Origin of the sequence: Zhongshania borealis (genome assembly GCF_039539625.1) — a bacterium.
Taxonomy (GTDB): domain Bacteria; phylum Pseudomonadota; class Gammaproteobacteria; order Pseudomonadales; family Spongiibacteraceae; genus Spongiibacter; species Spongiibacter borealis.
Genome location: NZ_BAABDM010000001.1, coordinates 1 through 22,954, shown reverse-complemented (window position 1 = coordinate 22,954; position 22,954 = coordinate 1). Strand labels below are relative to the sequence as shown.

The window sequence follows — 22,954 nt, the reverse complement described above, 5'->3', positions numbered from 1 at the left end:
GCGAACAATTAAAAGTTCTTGCGGAGAAACTCCCGCGATTTGTTTACTGCAGAGTTACCAGTACTGCCATAGCGATCTATAACATGCGTTAGCAATTCTTGAGATTTTTGCTTATTACCGGTCAGGAAGTAAACCGTGCCTAGCTTGTACATGGCGGCGGGTACTTTGTCGTGATCCGGATATTTACTCAACAAATACTGAAAGGCTTCAGTAGCTGCTTTTAAATTCTGGGGTTTATTGGCGACATAGAGCTCACCCAACCAATACCACGCATTAGGTGTATAACGGCCTGAGGGGTATCGTTCAACATAAGCCAAAAAAGCCGTAATGGCTTGATCGTAATTGCCTGTTTTCACCAAGGCGTATGCGTCAGTGTAATCAGACGAGTCGTTACCACTACTTGGCACAACAGTGGGTCGAACGACAACAGGGCTCGCTACACTTGCGGTAGTCGCTGCACTAGCCGTACCGTCGATTGGTAATTCACTGCTATTGTCATCAATTGCTACACCAGCTGCCGCTGAAGAGCTGCCAACCACCGCGCCAGCGGCGCCAGTGGTTAGCGAGCCCAAACGGCGGTCTAAATCGATATAACGATCTAGGCCCTGCTGTTTTAGCTGACTTATTTGATGCTCTTGCTCCTCCACTATTCCGCGCAACGCCATCATTTCCTGACGAAGTTGCTGCAGCTGCATATAGATCTCACCCTGCATACTATTACGACTGGATTCAGCACCCATTCGCGGGGAGTTCATATCAACAACCGGGGCTTGCGCCCATAGCTGTGCCGACAAACACGCTGCCGGCAGCAGCAAGAACAGTGGTTTTGTAAACTGCATCAGTACGCCTTTAAATTACTTCAGTTCAACGCGACGGTTCTGAGAGTAAGTTGATTCAGACTGACCGAATGCAACAGGACGCTCTTCGCCATAGCTAACAGACTCTATACGGTAGCGCGGAATGCCGTTAATTGCCATGTAATCAGCAACTGCATTTGCACGACGCTCGCCCAACGCGATGTTGTATTCACGGGTGCCGCGTTCATCAGCATGGCCTTCCAGACGCACAGGACCAGTGGTTTTCTTCAGACGAACAATTTGCGCGTCCAGAGCAGCACGGGCTTTAGCAGTCAAAGTGGCTTGGTCGAATTCGAAATGGAAAACCGTTTCGAGATTCGTCATGTCCTGGGCATCGTACGCTGAGCTATTCGCGTCAGCAGACTCAGTGTAAGTGCTAACAGTATCAGCACCTTCTTGGCCACTGCTATCGGTATCAGTTGATGCACAACCAGCCAACAGCACGCTGAAGAAAGCTACACCCAAAAACATATTTTTTGCTTGGTATTTCATGGCATTTTCCCGTCAAATTTTGATTACACACTTTCGGACACACAACGAATATTGTCTGCCCGGTCTTTCTTTCCCGGCTACTACATCATTGAAGAAAAGGCGACCAAGCCGGTTCGCGCACATCCCCGAATCGCGACGGCAAGCGATACTTCACTCCACCGTCGATCGATACTGCCGCCAAAACACCTTTACCATCGTACTGCGTTGCATACAATAGCATACTGGCATTTGGCGCTACACTAGGTGACTCATCCAAATTGGTCGTAGTGAGAATTTCAACACGGTTACGTTTCAAATCCTGTACTGCAATATGAAAGTTACCGCTGTTTCTATGCACTAACACCAAGCCCAGACCGTCGGGCAAAACTCGCGCCCGCGCATTGTAGTCACCTATGTATGTCATTCTTTCTACCGCTCCACTGCCCAGTTGGACCTTATAAATCTGCGGTTTACCGCCTCGGTCGGACGTGAATATTAACGATTTTCCGTCAGGCATCCAGGCCGGTTCAGTATCGATGGCAAAATGGTTGGTTACCCGCTGCAAACTGCCGCTAGCCAAATCCATTACATACACATCGGGGCTGCCGTCCTTCGACAAGACCATTGCCATTTGCGTTCCATCTGGCGAAAACGCTGGCGAACTATTCAATCCTCTAAACGCAGTTAATTGCTTGCGCACACCCGTCAGCAGGTTCTGCGTATAAATGGCAGGCCTGCTACTTTCAAAGGATACGTAAGCTATCGTCTTACCGTCGGGAGACCACGTCGGTGCCATAATTGGCTCTCGACTGTCAAAAAGTACTGATTCATTGGCTCCATCGATGTCACTTTTCAGTAACCGGAAGCGGGTACGAGTGCCCCCTTCGCGAACAGCGGAAACATAAAGCAGTTGCGTGCGAAATGCACCGCGAATATTTGTGAGTTTTTCATATATTTTGTCGCTAACCGTATGCGCGAGGTAGCGAGGCTTATCGGCACTCACCGATTCGGTACCCGAAAGGATTACCCGCTGAGTATTCACGTCTAATAATTCAAAGCTAGCCGTTAATGCGTTCGGGCCATCTTGGCTGAGCGAACCCACGACAACATAGTCAACACCAAGGCTTTTCCAGTCTCGGTAGTAAACCTCACCAGCATTGCGGGGTCGCCCAAGCATGTCGCCACGACTCAGCGGGGCAAATTGACCACTGCGGTGCAGGTCCATCTCTACAATAGACGCAATATCCTCAGACACTGCCACACCGGGCTGCCAACCAAATGGCACAATCGCGATAGGAACCGGGTCATCCTTGCCTTTATTAATCTCAATGGTGAGATCTGCCGCCGCAAAATTGCAGGCAAGTACCAAGGCTAACACTGTAACAATCTGTTTAAACATTATCGCCTCAAATCTTGGGGTGAGAAATTAATAGTAAATCGCCGGAAGTTTTTCTCATATGCCGACGGATCTTTACGAGCCAGCTCTGCCAGCTCGTCTATTTTTCCCAAGCGGGTTACCGCTCGGGTTACCGATAAATCAAAAGCACTATCCCCACTGCCGCTGGTAATGGTGTGGCCAACAATCTCACCCGTAGGTGTAGTCATTATCTGGATGGTAGTCTGCATGCCATTTCTGGCAGACAACGGCCGCGTCCAATTATTTGAAATTAAGGTTGTAATCAAATCTGCATAAGTCGACGCTAATTCGCCGTCTTCCACTACATCATCTTCTGACGCTAAGGCATCAGCCAATTCTTTTTGCTGCTCGCGACGAATTTCTTCTTCCAAGGCGCGCTGCTTAGCCGCCTCCCGCGCTTTCTCCTGCTCTTTTTGCTTACGAATTTCTTCCGGTGTCGGACCTTTTGGCTCCGGCTTTTTCACCTGAGGCACCGGCTTCGGTTTTGGTGGTGGCGGCGTCGGCTTTGGCTCCGGCTTTTTTACCGGCTCTGGCTTAGGTGCCGGTTTGACCACGGGCTTGGGCGTTGGTTTCGCAACCGGTTTAGCGGGCGCCGGTCTACTTACTGGTTTTTCAATAACCAGTTTTGCCTGTATAGCCAACGGCCGCGCCTCCAAGGGCTTAGCGTCCTGCATAGTCGGAATACCAAACAGCAGCAAGGCAATTATTCCTGTGTGTAAGCTGATAGTAACCGCTGCAGGTAGCAGTTTAATATTCGCCATCGCGCTTACTTCGCTCCGCTGCGCGATTGAGGTTCTTCGGTAATCAAACCTATTGATGTTGCACCTGCACCCTGAAGAACGGCCATTGCAGCAACGACTGCCGAGTAATCGACCGCGCCATCCCCCTTCACCATCACCGGGGTTTGAGGCTTGTTACGCAAAATCTTACTAATTTTGTCACCAATATCAGCCAATTCCGCTGGCTCACCCTGCTTACTTGGATCGCCGAGTGTCACGTAATACTTACCCTGCTTATCAACCGATACCACAATAGGGTCATCGTCAGTGGGCGGTACGGGTTCTGTTGAAGCCTGAGGCAACTCGACTTGCACCCCTTGCACCAGCATCGGTGCTGTCACCATAAATACAATTAATAGCACCAACATAACGTCAATGTAGGGAACTACATTGATATCCGACATTGGCTTACGCTTATTTCGCCGCGACATAGCCGTTCCCCTTAATCCCGCACATAAATCTGGCGGTGTAAAATACTGGAGAACTCTTCAGAGAAGGTGTCGTATTTGCCCGCTAAAGAATCAACCTTAGAAGAAAAGCGGTTATAGGAAACGACCGCCGGAATTGCAGCGATCAGACCCATTGCGGTAGCCACCAACGCCTCAGAAATGCCCGGTGCCACTGTTGCTAGCGTCGCTTGCTGAACTTGACCCAAGCCGTGGAAGGAACCCATGATTCCCCAAACGGTGCCGAGCAGACCGACATAAGGACTGGTAGACCCCACCGTCGCTAAAAATGGCAGACTGTGCTCCATTGCCTCTTCTTCACGCGAAAGCGCTACGCGCATCGAACGCTGACAGGCTTCCATCATGGCATCAGAGTCCAGACGTTTTTTGGCAAGACGCGTAAACTCTTTGTAGCCAGCCCGGAATACGCTTTCCATACCGAACACCATTCGTTTCTCTTCACCCTCTTTATAAAGGGTGTGCAGGTCGGTGCCAGACCAAAACCGTGATTCAAAGCGCTTCATTTCGATCTGCGCCCGATTGAAATACATTACCCGGTGGGCGATCTGATACCAAGACACCACTGATGCGAGCAACAGAACCATCATTATCAGCTGCACAAATAGGCTGGCCTGACTCACTAATTGCCAAATGGAAAGCTCTTGTCCCACAGTTAACTCCTGATATTTATGTATTAATGCTTCAGCGCTGCGAGCAGCTCCGTTGGTATTCGTTTTGGTCTTAGTGTGCTGCTATCAACGCAGGCCACCGTCACTTCGGCCTCGCACAACAATTCTTCGCCTCGGTAAACTCGCTGTTCAAAGCGCAAGCTTACCCGAGCCGCCGCTATGACTCTGGCGGTTACAATAAGTTGCTCATCTAATCGTGCAGGACGTAAATATTTTGTTTGCAGAGCGCTAACAACAAACATTAGCGCATCATTCATGATTGCCGCTTTTGAAAACCCCTGGTCGCGCATGTATTCTGTGCGCGCCCGCTCCATATATTTTAGATAATTCACATAGTAGACGATGCCACCAGCATCCGTGTCCTCAATGTAGACTCGCAGTGGCAATCTGAATTCCATTAGGGTGCACCACCGCTTTCGGTAATATCCCCACTTTTGGGCATTTCTAAACCAAAATGTCGGTACGCCTGATTGGTAACAACCCGACCACGTGGCGTTCGCATAATATAGCCTTGTTGTATTAAATACGGCTCAAGCACATCTTCAATGGTCCCGCGCTCTTCGCTAATGGCCGCCGCAAGGCTATCGACCCCTACGGGACCGCCATCAAAGCGCTCAATCATCGCCAAAAGCAGCCGCCGATCCTGATGATCAAACCCGCTGCTATCGACGTTAAGCATATTTAATGCCTGATCTGCTATTTTGGCAGTAACAAATCCGTCGGCCTTCACCTCGGCGTAATCCCGTACCCGCCGCAATAAGCGGTTTGCAATACGCGGCGTGCCCCTAGAGCGCAGCGCTATTTCATGGGCACCGGCATCATCGAGCTCCATACCAAGAATCCCCGCACTTCGGCTCACGATTGTGGTGAGATCCTTCACCCCGTAAAACTCCAAGCGCTGAACAATGCCAAAGCGATCTCGCAGCGGCGAGGTTAACAAGCCCGCCCGTGTGGTTGCGCCCACTAAGGTGAAAGGCGGCAAATCAAGCTTAATCGACCGAGCAGCCGGGCCCTCGCCAATCATAATATCCAGCTGATAATCTTCCATTGCAGGGTAAAGAATTTCTTCGATATTGGGACTGAGTCGATGAATTTCATCTATAAACAATACGTCGCCAGCATCAAGATTAGTCAATAACGCCGCAAGGTCCCCGGCTTTTTCTAAAACTGGCCCTGAGGTGGTTTTGAGCGACACGCCCATTTCATTAGCCAAAATATTCGCCAAGGTGGTTTTACCCAAGCCCGGCGGCCCAAAAATCAGGGTGTGATCCAGCGGTTCGTTACGCATTCGCGCCGCACTGACAAAAATCTCCATCTGCTCACGCACGGCGGGCTGGCCGATATAATCCGTTAAGGTTTTAGGCCTGATCGCGCGATCAAAGCGCTCTTCGGCAGGCTCACCAAGTTCTGGCGCCACAAGACGGTCAATTTCAATCACTGAGTTTTACTCATTACTTAATCATGTTTTTTAAGGCAGCCCGAATCAATTCTTCGCTACTGGCGTCGTCCAATTTAAGCGCGCTAATCGCCTTACTCGCTTCTTGAGGCTTATAACCAAGAGCCACCAGTGCCGCCTCAGCTTCAGCAATATTCGCCCGACCTAGCGCTTGCGGGGTAGGCGCACTCATACCGCCGGATTCTGTCGCCCAGTCTTTGAGGCGATCACGCATCTCAATGACCAGCCTCTCTGCCGTCTTTTTACCCACCCCCGGCAAGCGACAAAGCGCGGCAGTATTGCCATCTTGCACACAACGCACAAATTCATCGCTATCGATGCCAGACATAATGGCCAGCGCCATTTTTGGACCAACGCCATTAACCTTAATGAGATCTCTAAATAAGCGCCGCGCGCGAACATCACTAAAACCATACAACTGCTGAGCATCTTCGCGAACAATAAACTGCGTGTAAAGCGCCACTTCCTGGCCAAGGGCGGGCAATTCATACAGCGTCGTCATGGGGACTAACACCTCATAACCCACACCCTGTACATCTATTACAATTTCAGGGGCGTTTTTTTCAATAAGCATGCCACGTAAACGTCCTATCATTACCGCTCCAAAACTAAGTAAGTCGACCGCGGCGCATCCGCGTTGCGCCGCTCGGCGCAGCCATTGTGAGTAAGCCCTGTCGAGAGTTGGCGTGACAGATTGCCGCTGCCAATGCATCGGCAGCATCTTCTTGAGGCGCCGCCGGCAACTTGAGCAGAATTTTAACCATGTGCTGAACTTGATCTTTATTTGCCGCACCGGTGCCGACCACGGCTTTTTTAATCTGCCGCGCGGTATATTCAGCCACAATTAGACCATTACTCACACAGGCAACCACAGCGGCACCACGCGCCTGCCCTAGCTTTAGCGCCGAGCCCGCGCTTTTTGCCATGAAGACTTCTTCCACAGCGGCCTCTGCTGGGGAATATTCAGCAATAATGCTACTTAAACTCTTAAAAATAATATCCAAACGCGCCGGAAGCGCGCCAGTAGGCAAGCGAATCACGCCGCTAGTAATGTAGCGGTGGCGATTTGCGGTGACTTCTATCAATCCAAACCCGGTTTTTTGTGAACCGGGGTCCACACCCAAAATAATCGTCATTGCAGCCGCTTTGTTGTTCTTTGTATGAGCGCTGAGCGCAATTTTCAGTTTCGCGCCAATTCCCGCTCGGGGAGCGCAGATCAAGGGTTTATTATGCACAGGTTTGCCTAGAGATTGACATGCTCTAGGCCTGCAGATTGCAGTCTAGCTGCGGATTAAGACAGCTGGTCTAGCACCGCTTGTGAAATTTGAGCATTGGTATGAACCTGCTGAACATCGTCCAGATCTTCAAGCATATCAACAAGCCCCAGTAGCGCATCGGCACCGGCTGCATCTAGATCAATATTCAATGACGCCAACATCACCGTATCCGCTGCTTCATGAACAAAACCTGCGGCCGACATGGCCTCTTTCACTGCCATGAAATCGCCGAACTCCGTCAGCACTTCAACCGAGCCGTCGTCATGATTTACAACATCTTCTGCACCGGCCTCTAATGCGGCCTCCAACACGGCGTCGGCATCCACACTCGGCGCATAAACCAGCTGGCCCTTGCGACTAAACAAATAAGCCACTGAACCGTCGGTGCCAAGATTGCCACCGCGCTTATTAAATGCGTGCCGCACGTCCGCCACAGTACGGTTGCGATTATCGGTCATGCACTCGACTAAGATCGCAACCCCACCGGCGCCATAGCCTTCGTAGCTCACTTCATCATAATTATCGCTGTCGGCATTGCCCGCGCCGCGAGCAATTGCTTTGTCGATAGTGTCGCGCTTCATATTTGCGGTTAGCGCCTTATCGACCACCGCACGCAAGCGCGGATTATCTTCGGGCGCAGGTCCACCGGCTTTAGCAGCAACCACAATTTCGCGAATAAACTTGGTAAATATTTTGCCGCGCTTGGCATCTTGCCCAGCTTTGCGATGCTTGATATTGGCCCACTTACTGTGACCCGCCATACAGCCTCCTGATAGCAGTGAGCCCCGCATAGCGAGGCTCACTTTGATCAAATAATCGTATTTTTATGTACGACTATTGTTTTTCTTCTAACTTGCGCAAACGAATATTCAGCTCGGTTAATTGCTTAACCTCAACTGTCCCCGGTGCATCGGTCATAACACAGGCCGCACTTTGGGTTTTAGGGAAGGCAATAACGTCACGAATCGACTTAGCACCGGTCATTAACATGACCAAGCGATCCAGACCAAAAGCCAAGCCACCGTGCGGTGGCGCACCGTATTTCAAGGCATCTAGCAAGAAACCAAACTTTTCGTCAGCTTCTTCTGGACCAATACCCAAGACCCGGAATACCGCCTGCTGCATGTCTGAACGGTGGATACGAACCGAACCGCCACCAAGTTCAGTACCGTTAAGCACCATATCGTAGGCAATAGACAACGCCTCGCCTGGGGCTTTTTCAAGCTCTTCCGGACTGCACGACGGTGCCGTGAAAGGGTGATGCAATGAGGTCCAGTTACCACTACCGTCTTTCTCAAACATTGGGAAGTCGACAACCCACAGTGGCGCCCACTCACAAGTGTAGAGTTTAAGATCTTCACCCAATTTGCAGCGCAGCGCGCCGAGGGCTTCGTTTACAATTTTGGCACTGTCTGCACCAAAGAAAATTAAGTCACCGTTTTCGGCCTCCAAGCGCGCCAATATTGCCGCACGCACAGGCTCAGGCAAGAACTTAACAATCGGCGACTGCAAGCCATTCTCAAGATCAGACTTATCGTTAACCTTTATATACGCCAAGCCTTTGGCGCCGTAAATGCCAACAAATTTGGTGTATTCGTCAATTTGCTTACGGGTCAACGCCTCATTGCCACCCGGCACTTTCAGGGCCGCTACGCGGCCTTCTGGGCTTTTGGCTGGACCAGAGAAGACTTTAAATTCCACGTCTTGCATCAGATCGCCAACATCCACCATCTCTAGCGGAATCCGCAAATCGGGTTTGTCACTACCAAAACGTGACATGGCCTCGGCGTACTTCATCGTTGGGAAGCTGCCTAGGTCAATATTCATCACCTCTTTAAACAGATCACTAATCATGCCCTCTGTGACAGCCATGATCTGCTTGTCGTCCATAAAAGAGGTTTCAATATCGATCTGGGTGAATTCTGGCTGACGGTCTGCGCGCAAATCTTCGTCGCGGAAACATTTTGCAATTTGATAATAGCGGTCAAAACCCGACACCATCAGCAACTGCTTAAAAAGCTGGGGTGACTGCGGCAGTGCAAAGAACTTACCCGCGTGAGTACGACTAGGCACCAAGTAGTCCCGAGCACCTTCTGGGGTAGCACGAGTCAGAATTGGGGTCTCGATATCCAGAAAGTTTTGCTTGTCTAGGTAGCGACGCAACACCGAAGTGATCTGCGCACGCAGGCGCAGCTTATCGGCAATTTGCGGACGGCGCAGATCTAAGTAGCGATAGCGCAGACGAACGTCTTCGCCAACATTGGTGTGATCGTCCAACTGGAACGGCGGCGTCTCGGATTCATTCAGAATCTCCAGCTCTTTGCCCAGCACTTCAATTTCGCCGGTTTTCATATTGGCGTTAACCGTCGCCCCAGCCCGAGCGCGAACGCGACCGCGAATACGCAATACATATTCACCGCGAACTCGGTCAGCAGTGCGGAAGTGCTCTTCGGTATCAGGATCAAACACTACCTGAACAATACCTTCGCGGTCGCGCATGTCGAGGAAAATAACGCCACCGTGATCTCGTCGACGGTCTACCCATCCGCACAGGGTCACTTCTTGATCAATATGTTCACTGTTTAAACTGCCGCAATAATGACTGCGCATGTATTCTGTCCCGCTATATCGAGTTTATTGAGTCACAATCCGAGTTTTAATCGGAGGAGGAAGACGCGGCTGGCGTGCCAGAAGCACCACCATCGCCCGCCAAATTTTTCTTCTTACCGCCGGATTTAAAGTCGGTTTCATACCAACCGCCGCCTTTTAGGCGAAATCCCGCCGCAGAGATCTTTTTAAACAGCTCGTTCGCTTTGCACTCTGGGCATTCGGTCAGCGCCGGATCACTCATTTTCTGCAAGGCTTCAAACTCATGCTCGCACGCCCGGCACGCGTATTCGTAAATAGGCATATCAATCTTCCCCAAACAAAACACACAAATGACATCATTAAGGGCCAAGCGGCTCAAAAGGAGCGGGATTATAACGCAAAGCATCGACTGCAATAAATGCAAGAGCCGGTTTGAGGGGGAAATAAACGATAAAGCGGGGTGGTTTAGACCCCAAAATGGCCAAAATGCCATTTTGGGGGGCAAGATATCAACTTATACAGCGAAATCTTTGAGTTTCTTCAGTGGACGAACCTTCACCGCCACACTGGCTGGCTTGGCTTTGAACATGGTCTCTTCGCCAGTAAACGGATTAATCCCCTTACGTGCTTTGGTAGCTGGCTTTTTCACGGTGGTGATTTTCATCAAACCGGGAATGGTGAACTCGCCTAACGCGCGTTTCTTAATGCTACGCTCAATCAAGATTTCCAGTTCAGCCATAACATCGCCGACCTGTTTACGGTTCAAACCGGTGTTTTCAGCAATTTCTGTCAGAATTTGTGTCTTGGTCATCTTCTCGCTGATTGCGGTGGTCTTACGCTTAGGTGCCGCGCTAACTTTCGCCTTAGCGGCAGCTTTTTTGGGAGCAGCTTTTTTTATCGCCATTATGATTATTCCTGTGTCACTAATTGGATTGTTCTTGCCTGATTAAATCATTGGCACCCACGACTAAAAAGTACCTGCGACTACCTATAGTCGATTGTTTTACGCAATACAAGAAATACGAGTGGTTTTTAGCGAAAAACACTATAAAAAAGGCGTTTTACCGAAAAAATCACCTTAAATATTCGCTTAGACATTACTCCATCGAAGGCATATAAAAAATCAAAATAGCCAGACAGAACCTAGTACGCCAGGTCCGTTTTTGTTTGAATTAATTGCCGTATTTGCAGCACCCGACCCCGCAGATTTTGATCTGAATAGGGCTGCGCTGGCAATTGTCCCCACACCGGTTTCGGCCATGCCGCATCGGCACTAAACCGAGCGATATGGTGAATATGTAACTGAGGCACCATATTGCCCAGAGCCGCAACATTAAGTTTTTCAGCACCAAACTCACTTTGTAAAATTGCGCAGCAAAGATTGGACTCCTGTAAATATTGCAGCTGATCTTCTGCATTTAAATCACTAATCTCGCGCATATCAGGACGGCGCGGGACCAAAATCAACCAAGGATACTGACAATCGTTCATTAAAAGCAGGCGACAAAGGGCTAAATCACCCACAAATGCACAATCTCTGGCCAAAGCCTCATGTAATTCGAACATCACTACTCCTAGCGGCTGTACCGCGCTGCCGATCAATCGTAAAATGCGCACACACTGATAAACAAGGCCAGAATCAAATCATGCGCGCTAGCCAATTTCTAATTGCAACCATTAAAGAAACCCCAGCCGATGCGGAAGTCATCAGCCACCAACTCATGTTGCGAGCCGGTATGATACGCAAGCTCGCCACTGGCCTCTACACATGGTTACCCATGGGTTTGCGGGTCTTGCGCAAAGTTGAAGCCATCATTCGCGAAGAAATGAACAATAGCGGCGCAATGGAAGTGCTCATGCCCGTCGCCCAACCCGCGGAATTATGGCAGGAGTCAGGCCGTTGGGAACAATATGGCGCCGAATTACTGCGTTTTAACGACCGGCACGGCCGCGACTTCTGTCTAGGGCCTACTCACGAAGAAGTCATAACCGACCTTATTCGCAATGAGATTAAAAGCTATAAACAGCTGCCGGCCACCTTTTACCAAGTGCAAACTAAATTCCGCGACGAGATTCGTCCCCGCTTTGGCGTTATGCGCTCTCGCGAGTTTATTATGAAAGACGCCTATTCCTTTCATAATGGCCAAGAATCACTGCAGGCCACTTACGACGTAATGCACGCGGCGTACTCACGCATATTTACGCGTTTAGGCTTGGATTTCCGTCCCGTCATTGCCGACACCGGTTCGATTGGCGGCAGTGGCTCCCACGAATTTCATGTATTGGCCTCCTCTGGCGAAGACGACATTGCCTTCTCTGACACCTCAGACTATGCCGCCAACGTAGAAATGGCTGAAGCCGTAAGTCCAGCCGGCGAGCGTCCAGCGTCCAGCCAAACACTGGAAAAAGTCGCCACGCCAAACACCCACACCATCGACGACGTCAGTGCGCTACTCAAACTTAACGCCGAACAAGTATTAAAAACCCTTATCATTTACGGTGAGGAAGATGAAAACGGCAAACAAGACTTAATCGCACTGGTTCTGCGTGGAGATCACCAACTCAACGAAATCAAGGCCGAGAAAATAGCCGGCGTTGCCTCACCGCTCACCTTTGCATCGGAAGAAGACATTGTCGCAGTACTTGGCTGCAAGCCTGGCTCTATTGGCCCCGCCGATTTAAGCATTCGCGTTATTGCCGACCGCAGCGCCGCTCACTGCGCCGACTTTGCTTGCGGTGCCAATGAAGATGGTTTCCATCTTACTGGCGGCAACTGGGATCGCGACGCAAAATTCACCGAAACGGCAGATATTCGCAATGTCGTTGAAGGCGACCCAAGCCCAGATGGTCAAGGCAGCTTGCTCATTAAACGCGGTATTGAAGTGGGACACATTTTCCAGCTTGGCACCAAATACTCGGAGGCGCTCAAGGCGAGCGTGCTCAATGAGAACGGCAAAGATCAAGTCATGACAATGGGCTGCTACGGTATTGGTGTGACCCGTGTGGTTGCCTCAGCCATTGAGCAAAACAACGACGCCAAAGGCATACTCTGGCCTGCCAGCATCGCGCCCTTTGAAGTCGCCATTGTGCCGCTGAACATGCAGAAGTCTGAGCGGGTTCGCGAGCAGGCAGAAAACCTCTACAACACCCTTCGCGGCCTGGGCTACGATGTACTGCTTGATGACCGCAACGAGCGCCCCGGCGTGAAGTTTGCCGACATGGAGCTAATCGGCATTCCTCACCGCATCGTCATTGGCGACCGCGGTCTAGACAACGGCATGCTCGAGTACAAAAACCGCCGCGCCAGTGACAATGAAGATATTGCCATTGACGACATTGTCGATTTTATTCAACAACAACTGCCGCGCTAAAATGATGAGGCGCAAGCTAACTTCCGCCTTATTGGCGATCTGCCTGTTTGCTGCTCCCCTGTGGGCGGCAACTGGCGATGATCAGCAAGACAGAGATGAACTGCGCCAGTATCTGCAATTAGCCATCGCCAAAGCCGACAGTTTTGAAGACCGTTTCGACGCTGAAGTCTGGCTATTTGACATGTCTAGTCGCATGAGCAGGTTTATAAAAGACCCAGAGGAGCGGCTGACCTTTTTGCGCAGCGTCCACCGTGAAGCGAGCGCAGCTGACTTAAGCCCCGAACTCGTCCTTGCGCTAATCGAGGTAGAAAGCTATTTTGACCGCTACGCGGTTTCCCGTGTTGGCGCCCAAGGCCTAATGCAAGTAATGCCCTTCTGGAAAAAGGAAATTGGCCGCCCCGAAGACAATCTCACCCAGCCAGACACCAATCTGCGTTACGGCTGCCACATACTAAAATTCTACCTAGATAAAGAAAAAGGCAATCTGCACCGCGCCCTCGCCCGCTACAACGGCAGCCTCGGCAAAAGCTGGTACCCCGAGCGCGTATTCACCCGCTGGCGTAAGCACTGGTATAACGGGGAATTGAGCTTTAACTAATTAGGCCATATGAATGATAAGACAAGGCGGGCATCACGACTTGGATCAAATCACAGCATTTGATGGCTTTGCTGGCTGCCGCAGTACTGAAATAAAGGACGGCCGACTAACAGTCTTGGAGGAAAACGGCAATGTCGTCGGCTTCATTGTCGAATCACTCAAGGGACTACTTGGGCGTCCCTATATCGAGTATCTAGCAATATCTCATCATTACCGAAGAAAAGGGCACGCCGCAAAGCTCATCAAGGCCGTTGAAGCAAAACACACAGCTAACAACTTATTTATTTCAACTGAGGCGACAAATACCGCGATGTTGAGTCTACTTAAAAAAGAAGGCTATAAAATGTCGGGCCAAATAGCGAATGCCAATCTTAGCGGTGCAGACGAGCTATATTTTTTCAAACATATAGACTAAAAACGAGCGCTTTTAAAATTTGTAGCATTCTACGCGAATTTATTCGCACCACTTAAAAGGTGAAATTCATTGCCCGAATTGAAAACTACCGGCCTATTCATTATCACCGCCCTCGCTGAAATTATTGGCTGCTATCTACCCTATCTATGGCTGCGCGAAGGGAAATCTATTCTACTCCTTTTACCCGCCGCACTGAGTTTGGCGCTATTTGCATGGTTGCTTTCTTTACACCCATCCGCCGCATCGGCAGGCAGAGTCTATGCAGCCTATGGCGGCGTATATATTGTTATGGCAATTTTGTGGCTGTGGGCCATTGAAGGTATTCGCCCAAGCACATGGGATCTAATCGGCTCAGCTGTAGCATTGTTTGGCATGGCTATTATTATGTTCGCGCCGCGCTCTACTTAAAAAAACAGCGACAATGGAACTTGGGACTATAGACCCTAGCGATTGCCCACCTCAAAGCTAGTAATGAATTCAAAAGCCTGCTCGACGTCATGCTGAAAAGAATGCAGTGTCAGATGCTCCTTAATATAGTTTTCATAGCGAGGGAGATCAGCGACCTTATCCATATTGTGAAAGCCCATTGACCAGTCGTTAAAATTCCGTTTCTCAATATTGCCAGTAATGATGGTTAATACGCCTTTATGGCGGTTATCTTTTCTGATTGCTGTGTAGAGTTCGCGGACGGATTTTTCATCGCCCTCCAGCATTTGCATAAAGTTGCCGCCCTTGTATAACAGCATGCCGGTGATCGCGAGTTCAGCGTTCTTTTTTTGGGACTGGCGTAAAAGCAGAAGCAGCTCATATTCGGTCATGAGCTTTACAGCAGAACTGATATAAATCAGATAGAAAATCATCGGCCCATCCTTTGGGTAACTTTCCTTTATTCACTGGTATAGTATAGACCCTCCGCACAAAAGAAGTTGGGAATTTTACCAGCGCGCTTAGCCTACCTTACTGCACACCATTTTTAATTAAGGGCTCACTCCCTTTTTCGGGTCTTTCACCGCTGTGGGATTTTCCGCCACTTCGACGTATTATTTCTGACTTTGCAAAGTGTAAACGCTGCTCAAGGGGCAATTGAACCAATACCTCTGCGAGTACTTGGTGACTCACTTTTTTTAAGGCAATTTCAGCATCACGAATACGAGCGAAGCTATTATTTATATCCGCAATACTCGTCATTGGGACTTTCAATACTTTAACCATATCATGCCGAGCGCGACGCATTTCGCGGTATGCGCTACGCATTTCGCCGCGATGCGCCTCCAGCGCAAGTCGCATAGGTTCGGCGAACTCACTCGGTTCATCACGTAACATCTGCCGAGTCATACCGTGCATTGCCCGTCGATCCTCGCCTTCGATACGGTCCCCAATAAATAGGCCTATCACTGCGCCATTCACAATCAACGAGATTAACAGGGCGAGTAGAAGCCCCTTTCTTGATGTCATTGGCTGCCCTCCGCTAACCAGTCACTTACATCGTATGCCATTGATATTTCCATGTAGCTAACATCGGGATCACTAAATTCATCTACATAACCACCCGCGCCAATAGCTACCCCCAATATGGCCGACGCCATAGCGGAGGCAAAGCTAAGCTGCCAAAACGGGATATGCTTAGTCGCTTCTAACGGTAGTCGCGATTGTGTAACGCCCTGCTGAGGCCGCGCGGCGATTGCTTGCAGGCGGCGCTGAAGGCCATCGCTAACAGCAATCTCTTCCAAACCACCTGAGTAGCGTTGCAAAAATTCTGTATCTGCCGGATTTACCTCACGCTGCACAGCCAGCCAGTCCTGCCTACAGGAATGATTAAAAGCAATAAATAGACTTAGAAAAAACCGCCGCCACAATGGCCACTCACCACGTTTACTGCCAAAACGCCGTACGGTTTCTGCCAAGAGTTTTTGCGTTATATTCACGCGCCACCTCCCAAATTCTGTTTTAATTGGGCTTTGGCTCGCCCCAATTGCGATTCAACGGCTTTAGCGGATAAGCCCATAATTTCTGCGATTTCTTTTACGGGTAAATCGCGATAAAACCGAAACGCCAAAAGTGCACGGTAGTTTACTGGCAAGCTGCCTAAAGCCTGTATCAAGGCGCGATCCGTGATATCGCTCAAGTAGGAATGTTCCTGCATTGCCAGTTCCAAATCGGCATTTTCACCGGCTATTTTCGCGTCAGTCTCTGTCGTTACCAATACTTCATCGAGCACATAACGTTGCTGCACCCGTTGACGAAAATTTATTGCCAAGTTATTTGCTACCCGATATAGCCAAGTCGTTAACTTAGCGTCGTCGCGCCACTCAGGCGCATGCACCCAAAGCCGCTCAAAGACCTCCTGACATAGATCTTCAGCATCGTCGCGAGATAATACTATGCGATAGGCCACATTGAGCACTAACTTGCTATGTCGGTTCAGCAAGCTTGTAAAAGCTTGCTGATCTCCCTTAGCAACACGGCACATCAACTCACTGTCATCTACCATTCAGGCAGTGTCTTCCATTACTTTATCGCCTTATCGCCGACTAACCTTTACGCATACCATGCATGGCGGCACGCATTTCTTCACGACTGATTTCACCATTATCATCGGCATCCATCTTTTTTATCCGCGCCTCAGACTGGCTCGCAAATTCCTCAACAGAGATCATACCGTCGCCATTGGTGTCGGCCTTGGCAAAATGCGCCTTGGCTTTTTCACTACGCATTTTCTCGCGTTTTGCGTCCATTTTGGCCTTTAGTTCAGCTGTTTCAGCTTGCGTTACGTAGCCATCACCATTTAAGTCCATTTTCGCGAATTTGGTCTGGCGCTGCTCGAGCATTTCGGCAGTTGTAACTACGCCGTCGCCATTCAGATCAGGGTTGTGACGATGTTTTTTGCCTTCACCAGCGTGTGCCATCATGGCTACGGAGCTCAACAAAACTGCAGAAAGAATCATTTTAGTATTCATATTTGGTACTCCAAAAGAATTAAGTGGATTGCTACGGCCGTATTGATTAAACACCGCAATCCAAGAAACCCCTCGCAAGGAACACTGCTAATATTCAGAAATCGTCATGACTCCACCCACTGGCCGCTGAAGGGCCAAATTTCAAGGATGAATCGAAAGAAGTTTGATAGTGCAGGGCCAGCGGTAAAATTCAATTCCACTCGGCCACAATGCAATTGTTAAGCCCTGCAATTGCTTACCCCTTCAATATTCAGCACCAGCTTACCAAGCTACGCGAGGGTAAACTCGTACCGCCATGCACCCGACTCTAAATAACAGCGATTCTTAGCGCCACGCGTATCGGGATCGCTCTTTTCATAGCCAGCATCGCCGGCGTAGAGCATACACACCGTGTCTTTGTGCTTGGTGATCAATGGCGCTATAAAGGGCACCGGCCGCTCTCTGTAGAACTGCTGAGCGGTCGCAACATCGCCGCAACGGTGCAATTCATCTAGTGTCACAACGGTGGGTGGCAATAAAGCGAGCTCGCCCTGCCGATGCTGCTCTAAGAACTCGACCGGACGTGCCCAGCAAAAATCGTCCATCTCTTCGCCATCAACTAGCACCTCAGCCACGTCGTTATTCACCGCAGCAAGATAAAACCACGTTGCGAAGCGTCGGCCCATGTTTGGCGGTGTGGTCCAGTGCGACAAAAATAACAGCGATTCGATGTCCAGCACCAAACCGGATTCCTCCTGGGTTTCACGAACCCCCGCAATGCGTGCCGCGTGTTCATCATCGTCAGCAGCTTGATAATCTTCAGGATCAACCCTGCCGCCAGGAAATACCCAGTGACCACCGCCCACCTTCAGCTGGCGATGTCGGCGCAGCAGTAAAGTTTCGATGCCTTTTTCACCATCACGAATGATCACAGCGGTCGCCGCCGCGCTTATTTCTGAGTTCATAGCTAACTACCAAACACCATCGAGGGCGCTAATTAAGGTTTGTACTCTTGGAATTATTCTAAAATTATCCGTTAAATCGGCATAGACAATGCTGCCGCTTTCATCAACGATCAACGCTGTCGGCAACACCGTATCGCTACCGTAGCCCAAAATGCCTAGCGGCACGCCATAGTGATGAACAATACCTAAGCGCTTGGCTGCCCGGTTGCCCTCGTCAACACAGATTTGCATCTCAACATCTAATCGCCGCGCCAATTCAGCGCTGCGGTCCGCGGATTGGGGACTTATCAAGACCACCGCAACCCCGCGGCGCTGAATCTCTTGATATTGCTCAGCCAATTCCTGCAGCTGAGACTGGCAAACGGGGCACCAATTACCGCGATAAAATATAAAAAGCGTTTTTCGCCCAAGAAAAGCTGAGGACTGTAATTCCTTGTCTTCGATAGACTTGACGGTAAAGTCAGGCAGCTTGCTCCCGATTTTTAATAACGGGTTATCTCTACGATCCAGATCCGAATACCAAAAAATATAAACTAGCACCCCGCCCAAGCCCAAAAACAAGCTATAGAACGTCGGCAGCGGCCGCATCTCAATAACCGCTAATACCGTGCCGACAAATGCCGCCACAAAAGGCACTGCAATATAATTAGCGATCCCCGACCAAGGCAAAAAATAGATCACCGCCATAAAGACCACTAAGGGCCCAATCGCAATACTTACTCCTAACCAGGACAAGCTGAACGAGTTGCTACTCAAATGATATGACGCACTCTGCAGTGTCACGAATATGCACATCAACACGTATGGAATGGCATACCAACGCTTAAATTGGCCGAACAGGGCCTTGATCATTTTTTATTATTCCCATTTTGTACCCAAACACCTCAACTCACGCTATTAAATAAAGGAATTGTGGGTTAGCTTTAGAAAATCATGGCAAACGTGCATTGACCTAAAATTTTTCACCTAGATTAAAACGGCAATAGCTAAGAAAAACATTAGGACATAGACTTGTAGCGTATTCAAATTAATTAGCAGCTAGTGCAATACGTTAAGGCTACAATTTAAAGCAATAAACGATCAATTTCTTGCAAACACAGGGTGTGGATATAGTTATGGCAAAACTTTCAATCATGGATCTCGCTTTTTTCCTAACCGAAACCGATGCGAGCCCCAAGCATGTCGGCGGGCTACTCATGTTTCGCAAGCCGACTAAAGCTGACGCTGGCTATGTTGAACAAGTTGTTGCCGAGTATGCAGGCAATATTAACGAAATGCGCGCACCCTTTAACCAGATCATCAAGTTCAGCCGCTTTAGCGCGCCACAATGGCAAGTGGATAGTCAGTTCAATATTGAAAACCACGTTTTTTTCCACACCCTTGCAGGCCACGACTTCCGTGAAAGCTTATATGCCGAAGTCAGCGAGCTACACAGCACTCGCCTCGATAAATCCCGCCCCATGTGGGAAATGCATGTATTTCAAGGCATCGACGACCAACGCTTTGCGATTTATACCAAGCTCCACCACGCCTACGCCGACGGCGTTACCATGTCCTCATGGCTGGTCAATAGTTTAAGTAAGTCGGCCCGCACAAAATCAGTAACCCCTATCTGGTCAGTTTTGCCACAGAAGCGTTTGCAAAATACTGCCGACAGCATCTCGATCATGAAGGTCCTAACTCAGCTTGGCGGCCGCTACGGTGACTATTTTCGCGCATTCGCCGGTTTATCAAAGCTCAGCACCCAACTGGCACTAGAGTCGCTGCACCTTACCAAAAACGCGGTTGCCGTGCCCTTTAAGGCCAATCCAAATACGCCTCTAACCGGACAGGTCAGCGCAGGCCGCCAAATTGCCACTGCGGCAGTAGACATGGACCGGGTTACCCGACTGCGCAAGCAAACCAGATCAACCCTCAATCATATCGCGCTGACCTGCATCGACGGTGCGCTGCATCGGTATTTACAGGATTGCGAATGCGACATCGACGAGCCGATCACCATCCAAATGCCGGTCAATTTGCGCCGGCGCGGCGATGACAGCCTAGGGAATAAAATAGGTATTGTTCTTGTTGAACTCGCCAGTAAAACCACTGACCCCTACGAACGCCTGCGTGAAATCGGTTTTACCCTTCGTAATGTCCGCTACCAAATTGACGGCGTACCGCCTGCATCAGTAATGGCTTATACCGTTTTACTGGGAAGCTTGTCGCTGGTCGGCGAAGCCCTGAAATTAGGCGACGTGCTACCGCCATTGGGTAATACCTTAGTGTCGAACGTGCCTGGCCCAGCTAAGCCTTTGTACCTAAAAGGCGCCAAACTTGAAGAAATGTACCCGCTTAGCGCCCTTACTCCCAGCAATCACCTAAATATTACGCTATACAGTTATGACGGCCGCCTACAATTTGGCTTAGTAGCCAGCCAAGCTATGCCAAACCTTGATATTCTCAGTGATTACATTCACGATGCATTTGACGATCTCGAAGACGCGGTATCACCAAACCGCAGCAAGGTAGAGCAAAAATAATAGCTTTTATGCAGTACCGATTTTAAAAGACCTGGAGATTTACCTATGAGTTATTTCGTTACCGGCGGAACCGGTTTTATTGGCCGCTTTCTTATTGAACGTCTCGCCAAGCGCAAAGGCACCATTTATATTTTGGTGCGCCGGAGCTCAAAGCAAAAGTACAAAGACCTATTGCAAAAAACTGGCTTGAGTAGCGACCGCCTAGTCGCCATCAACGGCGATTTATCTAAACCCAAGTTAGGTATTAGCGCCAAAGACATGGCCACCCTCACCGGCTCAGTAAAACAGTTCTACCATCTAGCGGCGATCTACGACCTGAAGGCTGACGCCGAAAGTCAGGAAGTTGCCAATATACAGGGCACCAAAAACGCGATTGCAGCAGCAGAAGCCATGTCGGCTAAATGCTTTCACCTAGCCAGTTCAATCGCCGCTGCCGGCATGTATCGCGGCGTATTCCGCGAAGATATGTTTGAAGAAGCGCGAGGTTTGGACCACGCCTATTTCCGCACCAAGCACGTTTCAGAAGGATTGGTCCGCAGCGAATGTAAGATTCCCTACCGCATCTATCGCCCTGCGATGGTGGTTGGTGACTCAAAAACTGGGGAAATCGATAAGATCGACGGCCCATACTACTTTTTCAAGCTCCTGCAAAAACTCAGAAATCGCCTGCCTCAGTGGTTACCTCTGATCGGTATTGAAGGTGGTCAAATGAACATTGTGCCGGTTGACTATGTTGCCGACGCCATGGACTTTCTGTCACACAAAGCTGGCATGGACGGACGCTGCTTTCATTTGGTTAACCCCGAGTCTCAGCAAGTCGGCGAAGTACTTAACATATTCTCTAAGGCCGCCCACGCACCGCGCTTTGCCATGCGCATTGATATGCGGATGTTTGCCTTTATTCCGGCCTCTATTCTGAACCTAGTAAAAGGCTTGCCGCCGGTGCGGCGCATTATCAACGCCGTATTAGCCGACTATGGCATTCCTCGTGACGCCGTCAGCTTCATGAATATGCCCACGCGCTTTGAAACCCGCGACACCCTAAAGGCACTCAAGGGCAGCGGCATCACACCGCCAGCGTTAGAGGATTACGCAGCTAAAATTTGGGACTACTGGGAGCGCAACCTCGATCCTGATTTATTTAAAGACCGTTCACTGCGCGGCAATGTCAAAGACAAGATCATTGTTATTACCGGTGCCTCATCAGGGATTGGTAAAGCCGCATCACTGAAATTGGCCGCTGCTGGCGCCAAGGTTATTTTGGTCGCACGTTCGGTTGAAAAACTCGAAGAGACCCAAAAAGAGATTGCTGAAAAAGGTGGGACGAGCTTTACCTATAGTTGTGACGTATCGGATCTTCAATCCTGCGATAAGTTGGTAGCGACCCTGATAGAAAATCACGGCCAAGTTGACGTACTAGTGAACAATGCCGGCCGCTCAATTCGCCGATCTCTTGAACTGACCTTTGACCGATTCCACGATTTTGAGCGTACCATGCAGCTCAATTATTTCGGTGCTATTCGCCTGATCATGGGTTTGGCGCCATCAATGCTGGAACGTAAAGCTGGCCATGTGATAAACATCTCATCAATTGCGGTAATCGTTGGTACCTCACCGCGCTTCTCAGCCTACGCGGCATCGAAGTCGGCACTTGATGCCTTCTCCCGCGCTGCAGCGGCCGAATTCTCGGATCGCAACATTGCCTTTACCACAATTAATATGCCACTGGTAAGAACACCAATGATCGGGCCGACTTCGATCTACAACTCGGTGCCCACCTTGTCTCCAGAGGAAGCGGCAGACATGATTTGCACAGCCATTATCCGCCGTCCCAAGCGTATCGCAACGGGCTTAGGCATAACTGCGCAAGTGCTCAACGCGATCATGCCGAAAGCTGTAGAAATTACCATGAATACGGTATTCCGCACCTTCCCAGACTCCTCTGCGGCTAAAGGTGATGGCGATGCAGCAGCACCAGAAGTATCGACTGAACAAATGGCACTGGCGGCAGTATTGAAAGGAGTTCACGTGTGACGTCTCCCCACCCTACGCTTCGCTAGGGTGAGGCTTCTCACTTCTTAGGCCGCTGCCGACACTGTGCCGGTCTTACGCAGGCCTCCATGAGCAGAAACGACGAGCCCCGTCGCTTTTAACTTCAGAATA

The 22,954-nt window shown here is 49.9% G+C and carries 28 protein-coding genes; 6 read left to right on the top strand and 22 right to left on the bottom strand.

Features of this window, described 5'->3' with window-relative positions; all coding sequences use genetic code 11:
* Positions 1-8 precede the first annotated feature (8 nt).
* From ybgF to ABD836_RS00070, 15 genes are all read right to left on the bottom strand, one after another.
* Positions 9-839 (bottom strand): tol-pal system protein YbgF, encoded by an 831-nt coding sequence (gene ybgF / locus ABD836_RS00140; protein ID WP_344931563.1) that lies wholly within the window; start codon positions 837-839, stop codon positions 9-11.
* Between the two features lie 15 nt (positions 840-854).
* Entirely contained in the window at positions 855-1,349 is a 495-nt protein-coding gene (locus ABD836_RS00135; protein WP_344931561.1) for an OmpA family protein, read from the bottom strand.
* Between the two features lie 85 nt (positions 1,350-1,434).
* Positions 1,435-2,727, bottom strand: coding sequence for a Tol-Pal system beta propeller repeat protein TolB (gene tolB, locus ABD836_RS00130; protein ID WP_344931559.1), 1,293 nt, complete (start codon positions 2,725-2,727; stop codon positions 1,435-1,437).
* On the bottom strand, positions 2,727-3,506 hold the full coding sequence (locus ABD836_RS00125; RefSeq protein WP_344931557.1) for an energy transducer TonB: 780 nt from the start codon (positions 3,504-3,506) through the stop codon (positions 2,727-2,729). Before ABD836_RS00125 ends, tolB begins: the two co-directional genes overlap by 1 nt.
* Before the next feature lie 5 nt (positions 3,507-3,511).
* A complete protein-coding gene (tolR, locus tag ABD836_RS00120; protein ID WP_344931555.1) occupies positions 3,512-3,955 on the bottom strand; it encodes a protein TolR in 444 nt (147 codons plus the stop codon).
* An 11-nt stretch (positions 3,956-3,966) separates the two neighbouring features.
* The gene (gene tolQ, locus ABD836_RS00115; RefSeq protein WP_344931553.1) at positions 3,967-4,641 is read right to left on the bottom strand and encodes a protein TolQ; all 675 of its coding nucleotides are present in this window, start codon (positions 4,639-4,641) and stop codon (positions 3,967-3,969) included.
* A gap of 23 nt (positions 4,642-4,664) precedes the next feature.
* Positions 4,665-5,057 (bottom strand): tol-pal system-associated acyl-CoA thioesterase, encoded by a 393-nt coding sequence (gene ybgC, locus ABD836_RS00110; protein ID WP_344931551.1) that lies wholly within the window; start codon positions 5,055-5,057, stop codon positions 4,665-4,667.
* A complete protein-coding gene (ruvB, locus tag ABD836_RS00105) occupies positions 5,057-6,097 on the bottom strand; it encodes a Holliday junction branch migration DNA helicase RuvB (RefSeq protein WP_344931549.1) in 1,041 nt (346 codons plus the stop codon). The genes ybgC and ruvB overlap by 1 nt, the downstream gene beginning before the upstream one ends.
* 13 nt (positions 6,098-6,110) lie before the next feature.
* Positions 6,111-6,710: a Holliday junction branch migration protein RuvA gene (gene ruvA / locus ABD836_RS00100; protein WP_344931547.1), complete on the bottom strand. Its 600-nt coding sequence runs from the start codon at positions 6,708-6,710 to the stop codon at positions 6,111-6,113.
* Positions 6,711-6,723: 13 nt separating this feature from the next.
* A complete protein-coding gene (ruvC, locus tag ABD836_RS00095; protein WP_344931545.1) occupies positions 6,724-7,251 on the bottom strand; it encodes a crossover junction endodeoxyribonuclease RuvC in 528 nt (175 codons plus the stop codon).
* 155 nt (positions 7,252-7,406) lie between these two features.
* A complete protein-coding gene (locus ABD836_RS00090; protein WP_344931542.1) occupies positions 7,407-8,153 on the bottom strand; it encodes a YebC/PmpR family DNA-binding transcriptional regulator in 747 nt (248 codons plus the stop codon).
* Between the two features lie 73 nt (positions 8,154-8,226).
* Entirely contained in the window at positions 8,227-10,002 is a 1,776-nt protein-coding gene (gene aspS / locus ABD836_RS00085; RefSeq protein WP_344931539.1) for an aspartate--tRNA ligase, read from the bottom strand.
* 46 nt (positions 10,003-10,048) lie between these two features.
* Complete coding sequence (locus ABD836_RS00080) at positions 10,049-10,303, bottom strand: FmdB family zinc ribbon protein (RefSeq protein WP_344931537.1); 255 nt, start codon at positions 10,301-10,303, stop codon at positions 10,049-10,051.
* A gap of 192 nt (positions 10,304-10,495) precedes the next feature.
* The gene (locus ABD836_RS00075) at positions 10,496-10,885 is read right to left on the bottom strand and encodes an HU family DNA-binding protein (protein ID WP_344931535.1); all 390 of its coding nucleotides are present in this window, start codon (positions 10,883-10,885) and stop codon (positions 10,496-10,498) included.
* Positions 10,886-11,124: 239 nt separating this feature from the next.
* Positions 11,125-11,547, bottom strand: coding sequence for an HIT domain-containing protein (locus ABD836_RS00070; RefSeq protein WP_344931533.1), 423 nt, complete (start codon positions 11,545-11,547; stop codon positions 11,125-11,127).
* Positions 11,548-11,627: 80 nt separating this feature from the next.
* On the opposite strand from ABD836_RS00070, the gene ABD836_RS00065 reads away from it, so the two are divergent.
* From ABD836_RS00065 to ABD836_RS00050, 4 genes are all read left to right on the top strand, one after another.
* Complete coding sequence (locus ABD836_RS00065; protein ID WP_344931531.1) at positions 11,628-13,352, top strand: proline--tRNA ligase; 1,725 nt, start codon at positions 11,628-11,630, stop codon at positions 13,350-13,352.
* Between the two features lies 1 nt (position 13,353).
* Positions 13,354-13,950 (top strand): transglycosylase SLT domain-containing protein, encoded by a 597-nt coding sequence (locus tag ABD836_RS00060; RefSeq protein WP_344931529.1) that lies wholly within the window; start codon positions 13,354-13,356, stop codon positions 13,948-13,950.
* 13 nt (positions 13,951-13,963) lie between these two features.
* The gene (locus ABD836_RS00055; protein ID WP_344931527.1) at positions 13,964-14,365 is read left to right on the top strand and encodes a GNAT family N-acetyltransferase; all 402 of its coding nucleotides are present in this window, start codon (positions 13,964-13,966) and stop codon (positions 14,363-14,365) included.
* Positions 14,366-14,434: 69 nt separating this feature from the next.
* On the top strand, positions 14,435-14,773 hold the full coding sequence (locus ABD836_RS00050; protein ID WP_344931525.1) for a YnfA family protein: 339 nt from the start codon (positions 14,435-14,437) through the stop codon (positions 14,771-14,773).
* 35 nt (positions 14,774-14,808) lie between these two features.
* Here ABD836_RS00050 and ABD836_RS00045 read toward each other — a convergent pair whose 3' ends face one another.
* The 7 genes from ABD836_RS00045 to ABD836_RS00015 form a co-directional block, all read right to left on the bottom strand.
* Positions 14,809-15,225, bottom strand: a complete 417-nt coding sequence (locus tag ABD836_RS00045) for a BLUF domain-containing protein (RefSeq protein ID WP_344931523.1) — start codon at positions 15,223-15,225, stop codon at positions 14,809-14,811.
* A gap of 97 nt (positions 15,226-15,322) precedes the next feature.
* The gene (locus ABD836_RS00040; protein ID WP_344931520.1) at positions 15,323-15,820 is read right to left on the bottom strand and encodes a periplasmic heavy metal sensor; all 498 of its coding nucleotides are present in this window, start codon (positions 15,818-15,820) and stop codon (positions 15,323-15,325) included.
* Positions 15,817-16,290 carry a hypothetical protein gene (locus ABD836_RS00035; protein WP_344931518.1) on the bottom strand — a complete coding sequence of 158 codons (474 nt, stop codon included), beginning with the start codon at positions 16,288-16,290 and terminating at the stop codon, positions 15,817-15,819. Before ABD836_RS00035 ends, ABD836_RS00040 begins: the two co-directional genes overlap by 4 nt.
* Positions 16,287-16,856 carry an RNA polymerase sigma factor gene (locus ABD836_RS00030; RefSeq protein ID WP_344931515.1) on the bottom strand — a complete coding sequence of 190 codons (570 nt, stop codon included), beginning with the start codon at positions 16,854-16,856 and terminating at the stop codon, positions 16,287-16,289. The genes ABD836_RS00035 and ABD836_RS00030 overlap by 4 nt, the downstream gene beginning before the upstream one ends.
* Before the next feature lie 40 nt (positions 16,857-16,896).
* Entirely contained in the window at positions 16,897-17,322 is a 426-nt protein-coding gene (locus ABD836_RS00025) for an EF-hand domain-containing protein (protein ID WP_344931513.1), read from the bottom strand.
* 269 nt (positions 17,323-17,591) lie between these two features.
* Positions 17,592-18,266: an NUDIX hydrolase gene (locus tag ABD836_RS00020; RefSeq protein WP_344931511.1), complete on the bottom strand. Its 675-nt coding sequence runs from the start codon at positions 18,264-18,266 to the stop codon at positions 17,592-17,594.
* Positions 18,267-18,272: 6 nt separating this feature from the next.
* A complete protein-coding gene (locus tag ABD836_RS00015) occupies positions 18,273-19,118 on the bottom strand; it encodes a peroxiredoxin family protein (RefSeq protein ID WP_344931509.1) in 846 nt (281 codons plus the stop codon).
* Between the two features lie 263 nt (positions 19,119-19,381).
* Between ABD836_RS00015 and ABD836_RS00010 the strand changes: the two genes are divergently transcribed.
* Positions 19,382-20,791 carry a wax ester/triacylglycerol synthase family O-acyltransferase gene (locus ABD836_RS00010; protein ID WP_344931507.1) on the top strand — a complete coding sequence of 470 codons (1,410 nt, stop codon included), beginning with the start codon at positions 19,382-19,384 and terminating at the stop codon, positions 20,789-20,791.
* A 45-nt stretch (positions 20,792-20,836) separates the two neighbouring features.
* Positions 20,837-22,825 carry an SDR family oxidoreductase gene (locus tag ABD836_RS00005; protein WP_344931505.1) on the top strand — a complete coding sequence of 663 codons (1,989 nt, stop codon included), beginning with the start codon at positions 20,837-20,839 and terminating at the stop codon, positions 22,823-22,825.
* Positions 22,826-22,954: the final 129 nt, after the last annotated feature.

Bases quoted from the DNA above. Each gene is read 5' to 3' on its own strand.
- ybgF (WP_344931563.1), bottom strand. From the start codon at position 839: ATGCAGTTTACAAAACCACTGTTCTTGCTGCTGCCGGCAGCGTGTTTG.
- ABD836_RS00135 (WP_344931561.1), bottom strand. From the start codon at position 1,349: ATGAAATACCAAGCAAAAAATATGTTTTTGGGTGTAGCTTTCTTCAGC.
- tolB (WP_344931559.1), bottom strand. From the start codon at position 2,727: ATGTTTAAACAGATTGTTACAGTGTTAGCCTTGGTACTTGCCTGCAAT.
- ABD836_RS00125 (WP_344931557.1), bottom strand. From the start codon at position 3,506: ATGGCGAATATTAAACTGCTACCTGCAGCGGTTACTATCAGCTTACAC.
- tolR (WP_344931555.1), bottom strand. From the start codon at position 3,955: ATGTCGCGGCGAAATAAGCGTAAGCCAATGTCGGATATCAATGTAGTT.
- ybgC (WP_344931551.1), bottom strand. From the start codon at position 5,057: ATGGAATTCAGATTGCCACTGCGAGTCTACATTGAGGACACGGATGCT.
- ruvA (WP_344931547.1), bottom strand. From the start codon at position 6,710: ATGATAGGACGTTTACGTGGCATGCTTATTGAAAAAAACGCCCCTGAA.
- ruvC (WP_344931545.1), bottom strand. From the start codon at position 7,251: ATGACGATTATTTTGGGTGTGGACCCCGGTTCACAAAAAACCGGGTTT.
- ABD836_RS00090 (WP_344931542.1), bottom strand. From the start codon at position 8,153: ATGGCGGGTCACAGTAAGTGGGCCAATATCAAGCATCGCAAAGCTGGG.
- aspS (WP_344931539.1), bottom strand. From the start codon at position 10,002: ATGCGCAGTCATTATTGCGGCAGTTTAAACAGTGAACATATTGATCAA.
- ABD836_RS00080 (WP_344931537.1), bottom strand. From the start codon at position 10,303: ATGCCTATTTACGAATACGCGTGCCGGGCGTGCGAGCATGAGTTTGAA.
- ABD836_RS00075 (WP_344931535.1), bottom strand. From the start codon at position 10,885: ATGGCGATAAAAAAAGCTGCTCCCAAAAAAGCTGCCGCTAAGGCGAAA.
- ABD836_RS00070 (WP_344931533.1), bottom strand. From the start codon at position 11,547: ATGTTCGAATTACATGAGGCTTTGGCCAGAGATTGTGCATTTGTGGGT.
- ABD836_RS00065 (WP_344931531.1), top strand. From the start codon at position 11,628: ATGCGCGCTAGCCAATTTCTAATTGCAACCATTAAAGAAACCCCAGCC.
- ABD836_RS00060 (WP_344931529.1), top strand. From the start codon at position 13,354: ATGATGAGGCGCAAGCTAACTTCCGCCTTATTGGCGATCTGCCTGTTT.
- ABD836_RS00055 (WP_344931527.1), top strand. From the start codon at position 13,964: ATGATAAGACAAGGCGGGCATCACGACTTGGATCAAATCACAGCATTT.
- ABD836_RS00045 (WP_344931523.1), bottom strand. From the start codon at position 15,225: ATGATTTTCTATCTGATTTATATCAGTTCTGCTGTAAAGCTCATGACC.
- ABD836_RS00040 (WP_344931520.1), bottom strand. From the start codon at position 15,820: ATGACATCAAGAAAGGGGCTTCTACTCGCCCTGTTAATCTCGTTGATT.
- ABD836_RS00030 (WP_344931515.1), bottom strand. From the start codon at position 16,856: ATGGTAGATGACAGTGAGTTGATGTGCCGTGTTGCTAAGGGAGATCAG.
- ABD836_RS00025 (WP_344931513.1), bottom strand. From the start codon at position 17,322: ATGAATACTAAAATGATTCTTTCTGCAGTTTTGTTGAGCTCCGTAGCC.
- ABD836_RS00020 (WP_344931511.1), bottom strand. From the start codon at position 18,266: ATGAACTCAGAAATAAGCGCGGCGGCGACCGCTGTGATCATTCGTGAT.
- ABD836_RS00015 (WP_344931509.1), bottom strand. From the start codon at position 19,118: ATGATCAAGGCCCTGTTCGGCCAATTTAAGCGTTGGTATGCCATTCCA.
- ABD836_RS00010 (WP_344931507.1), top strand. From the start codon at position 19,382: ATGGCAAAACTTTCAATCATGGATCTCGCTTTTTTCCTAACCGAAACC.
- ABD836_RS00005 (WP_344931505.1), top strand. From the start codon at position 20,837: ATGAGTTATTTCGTTACCGGCGGAACCGGTTTTATTGGCCGCTTTCTT.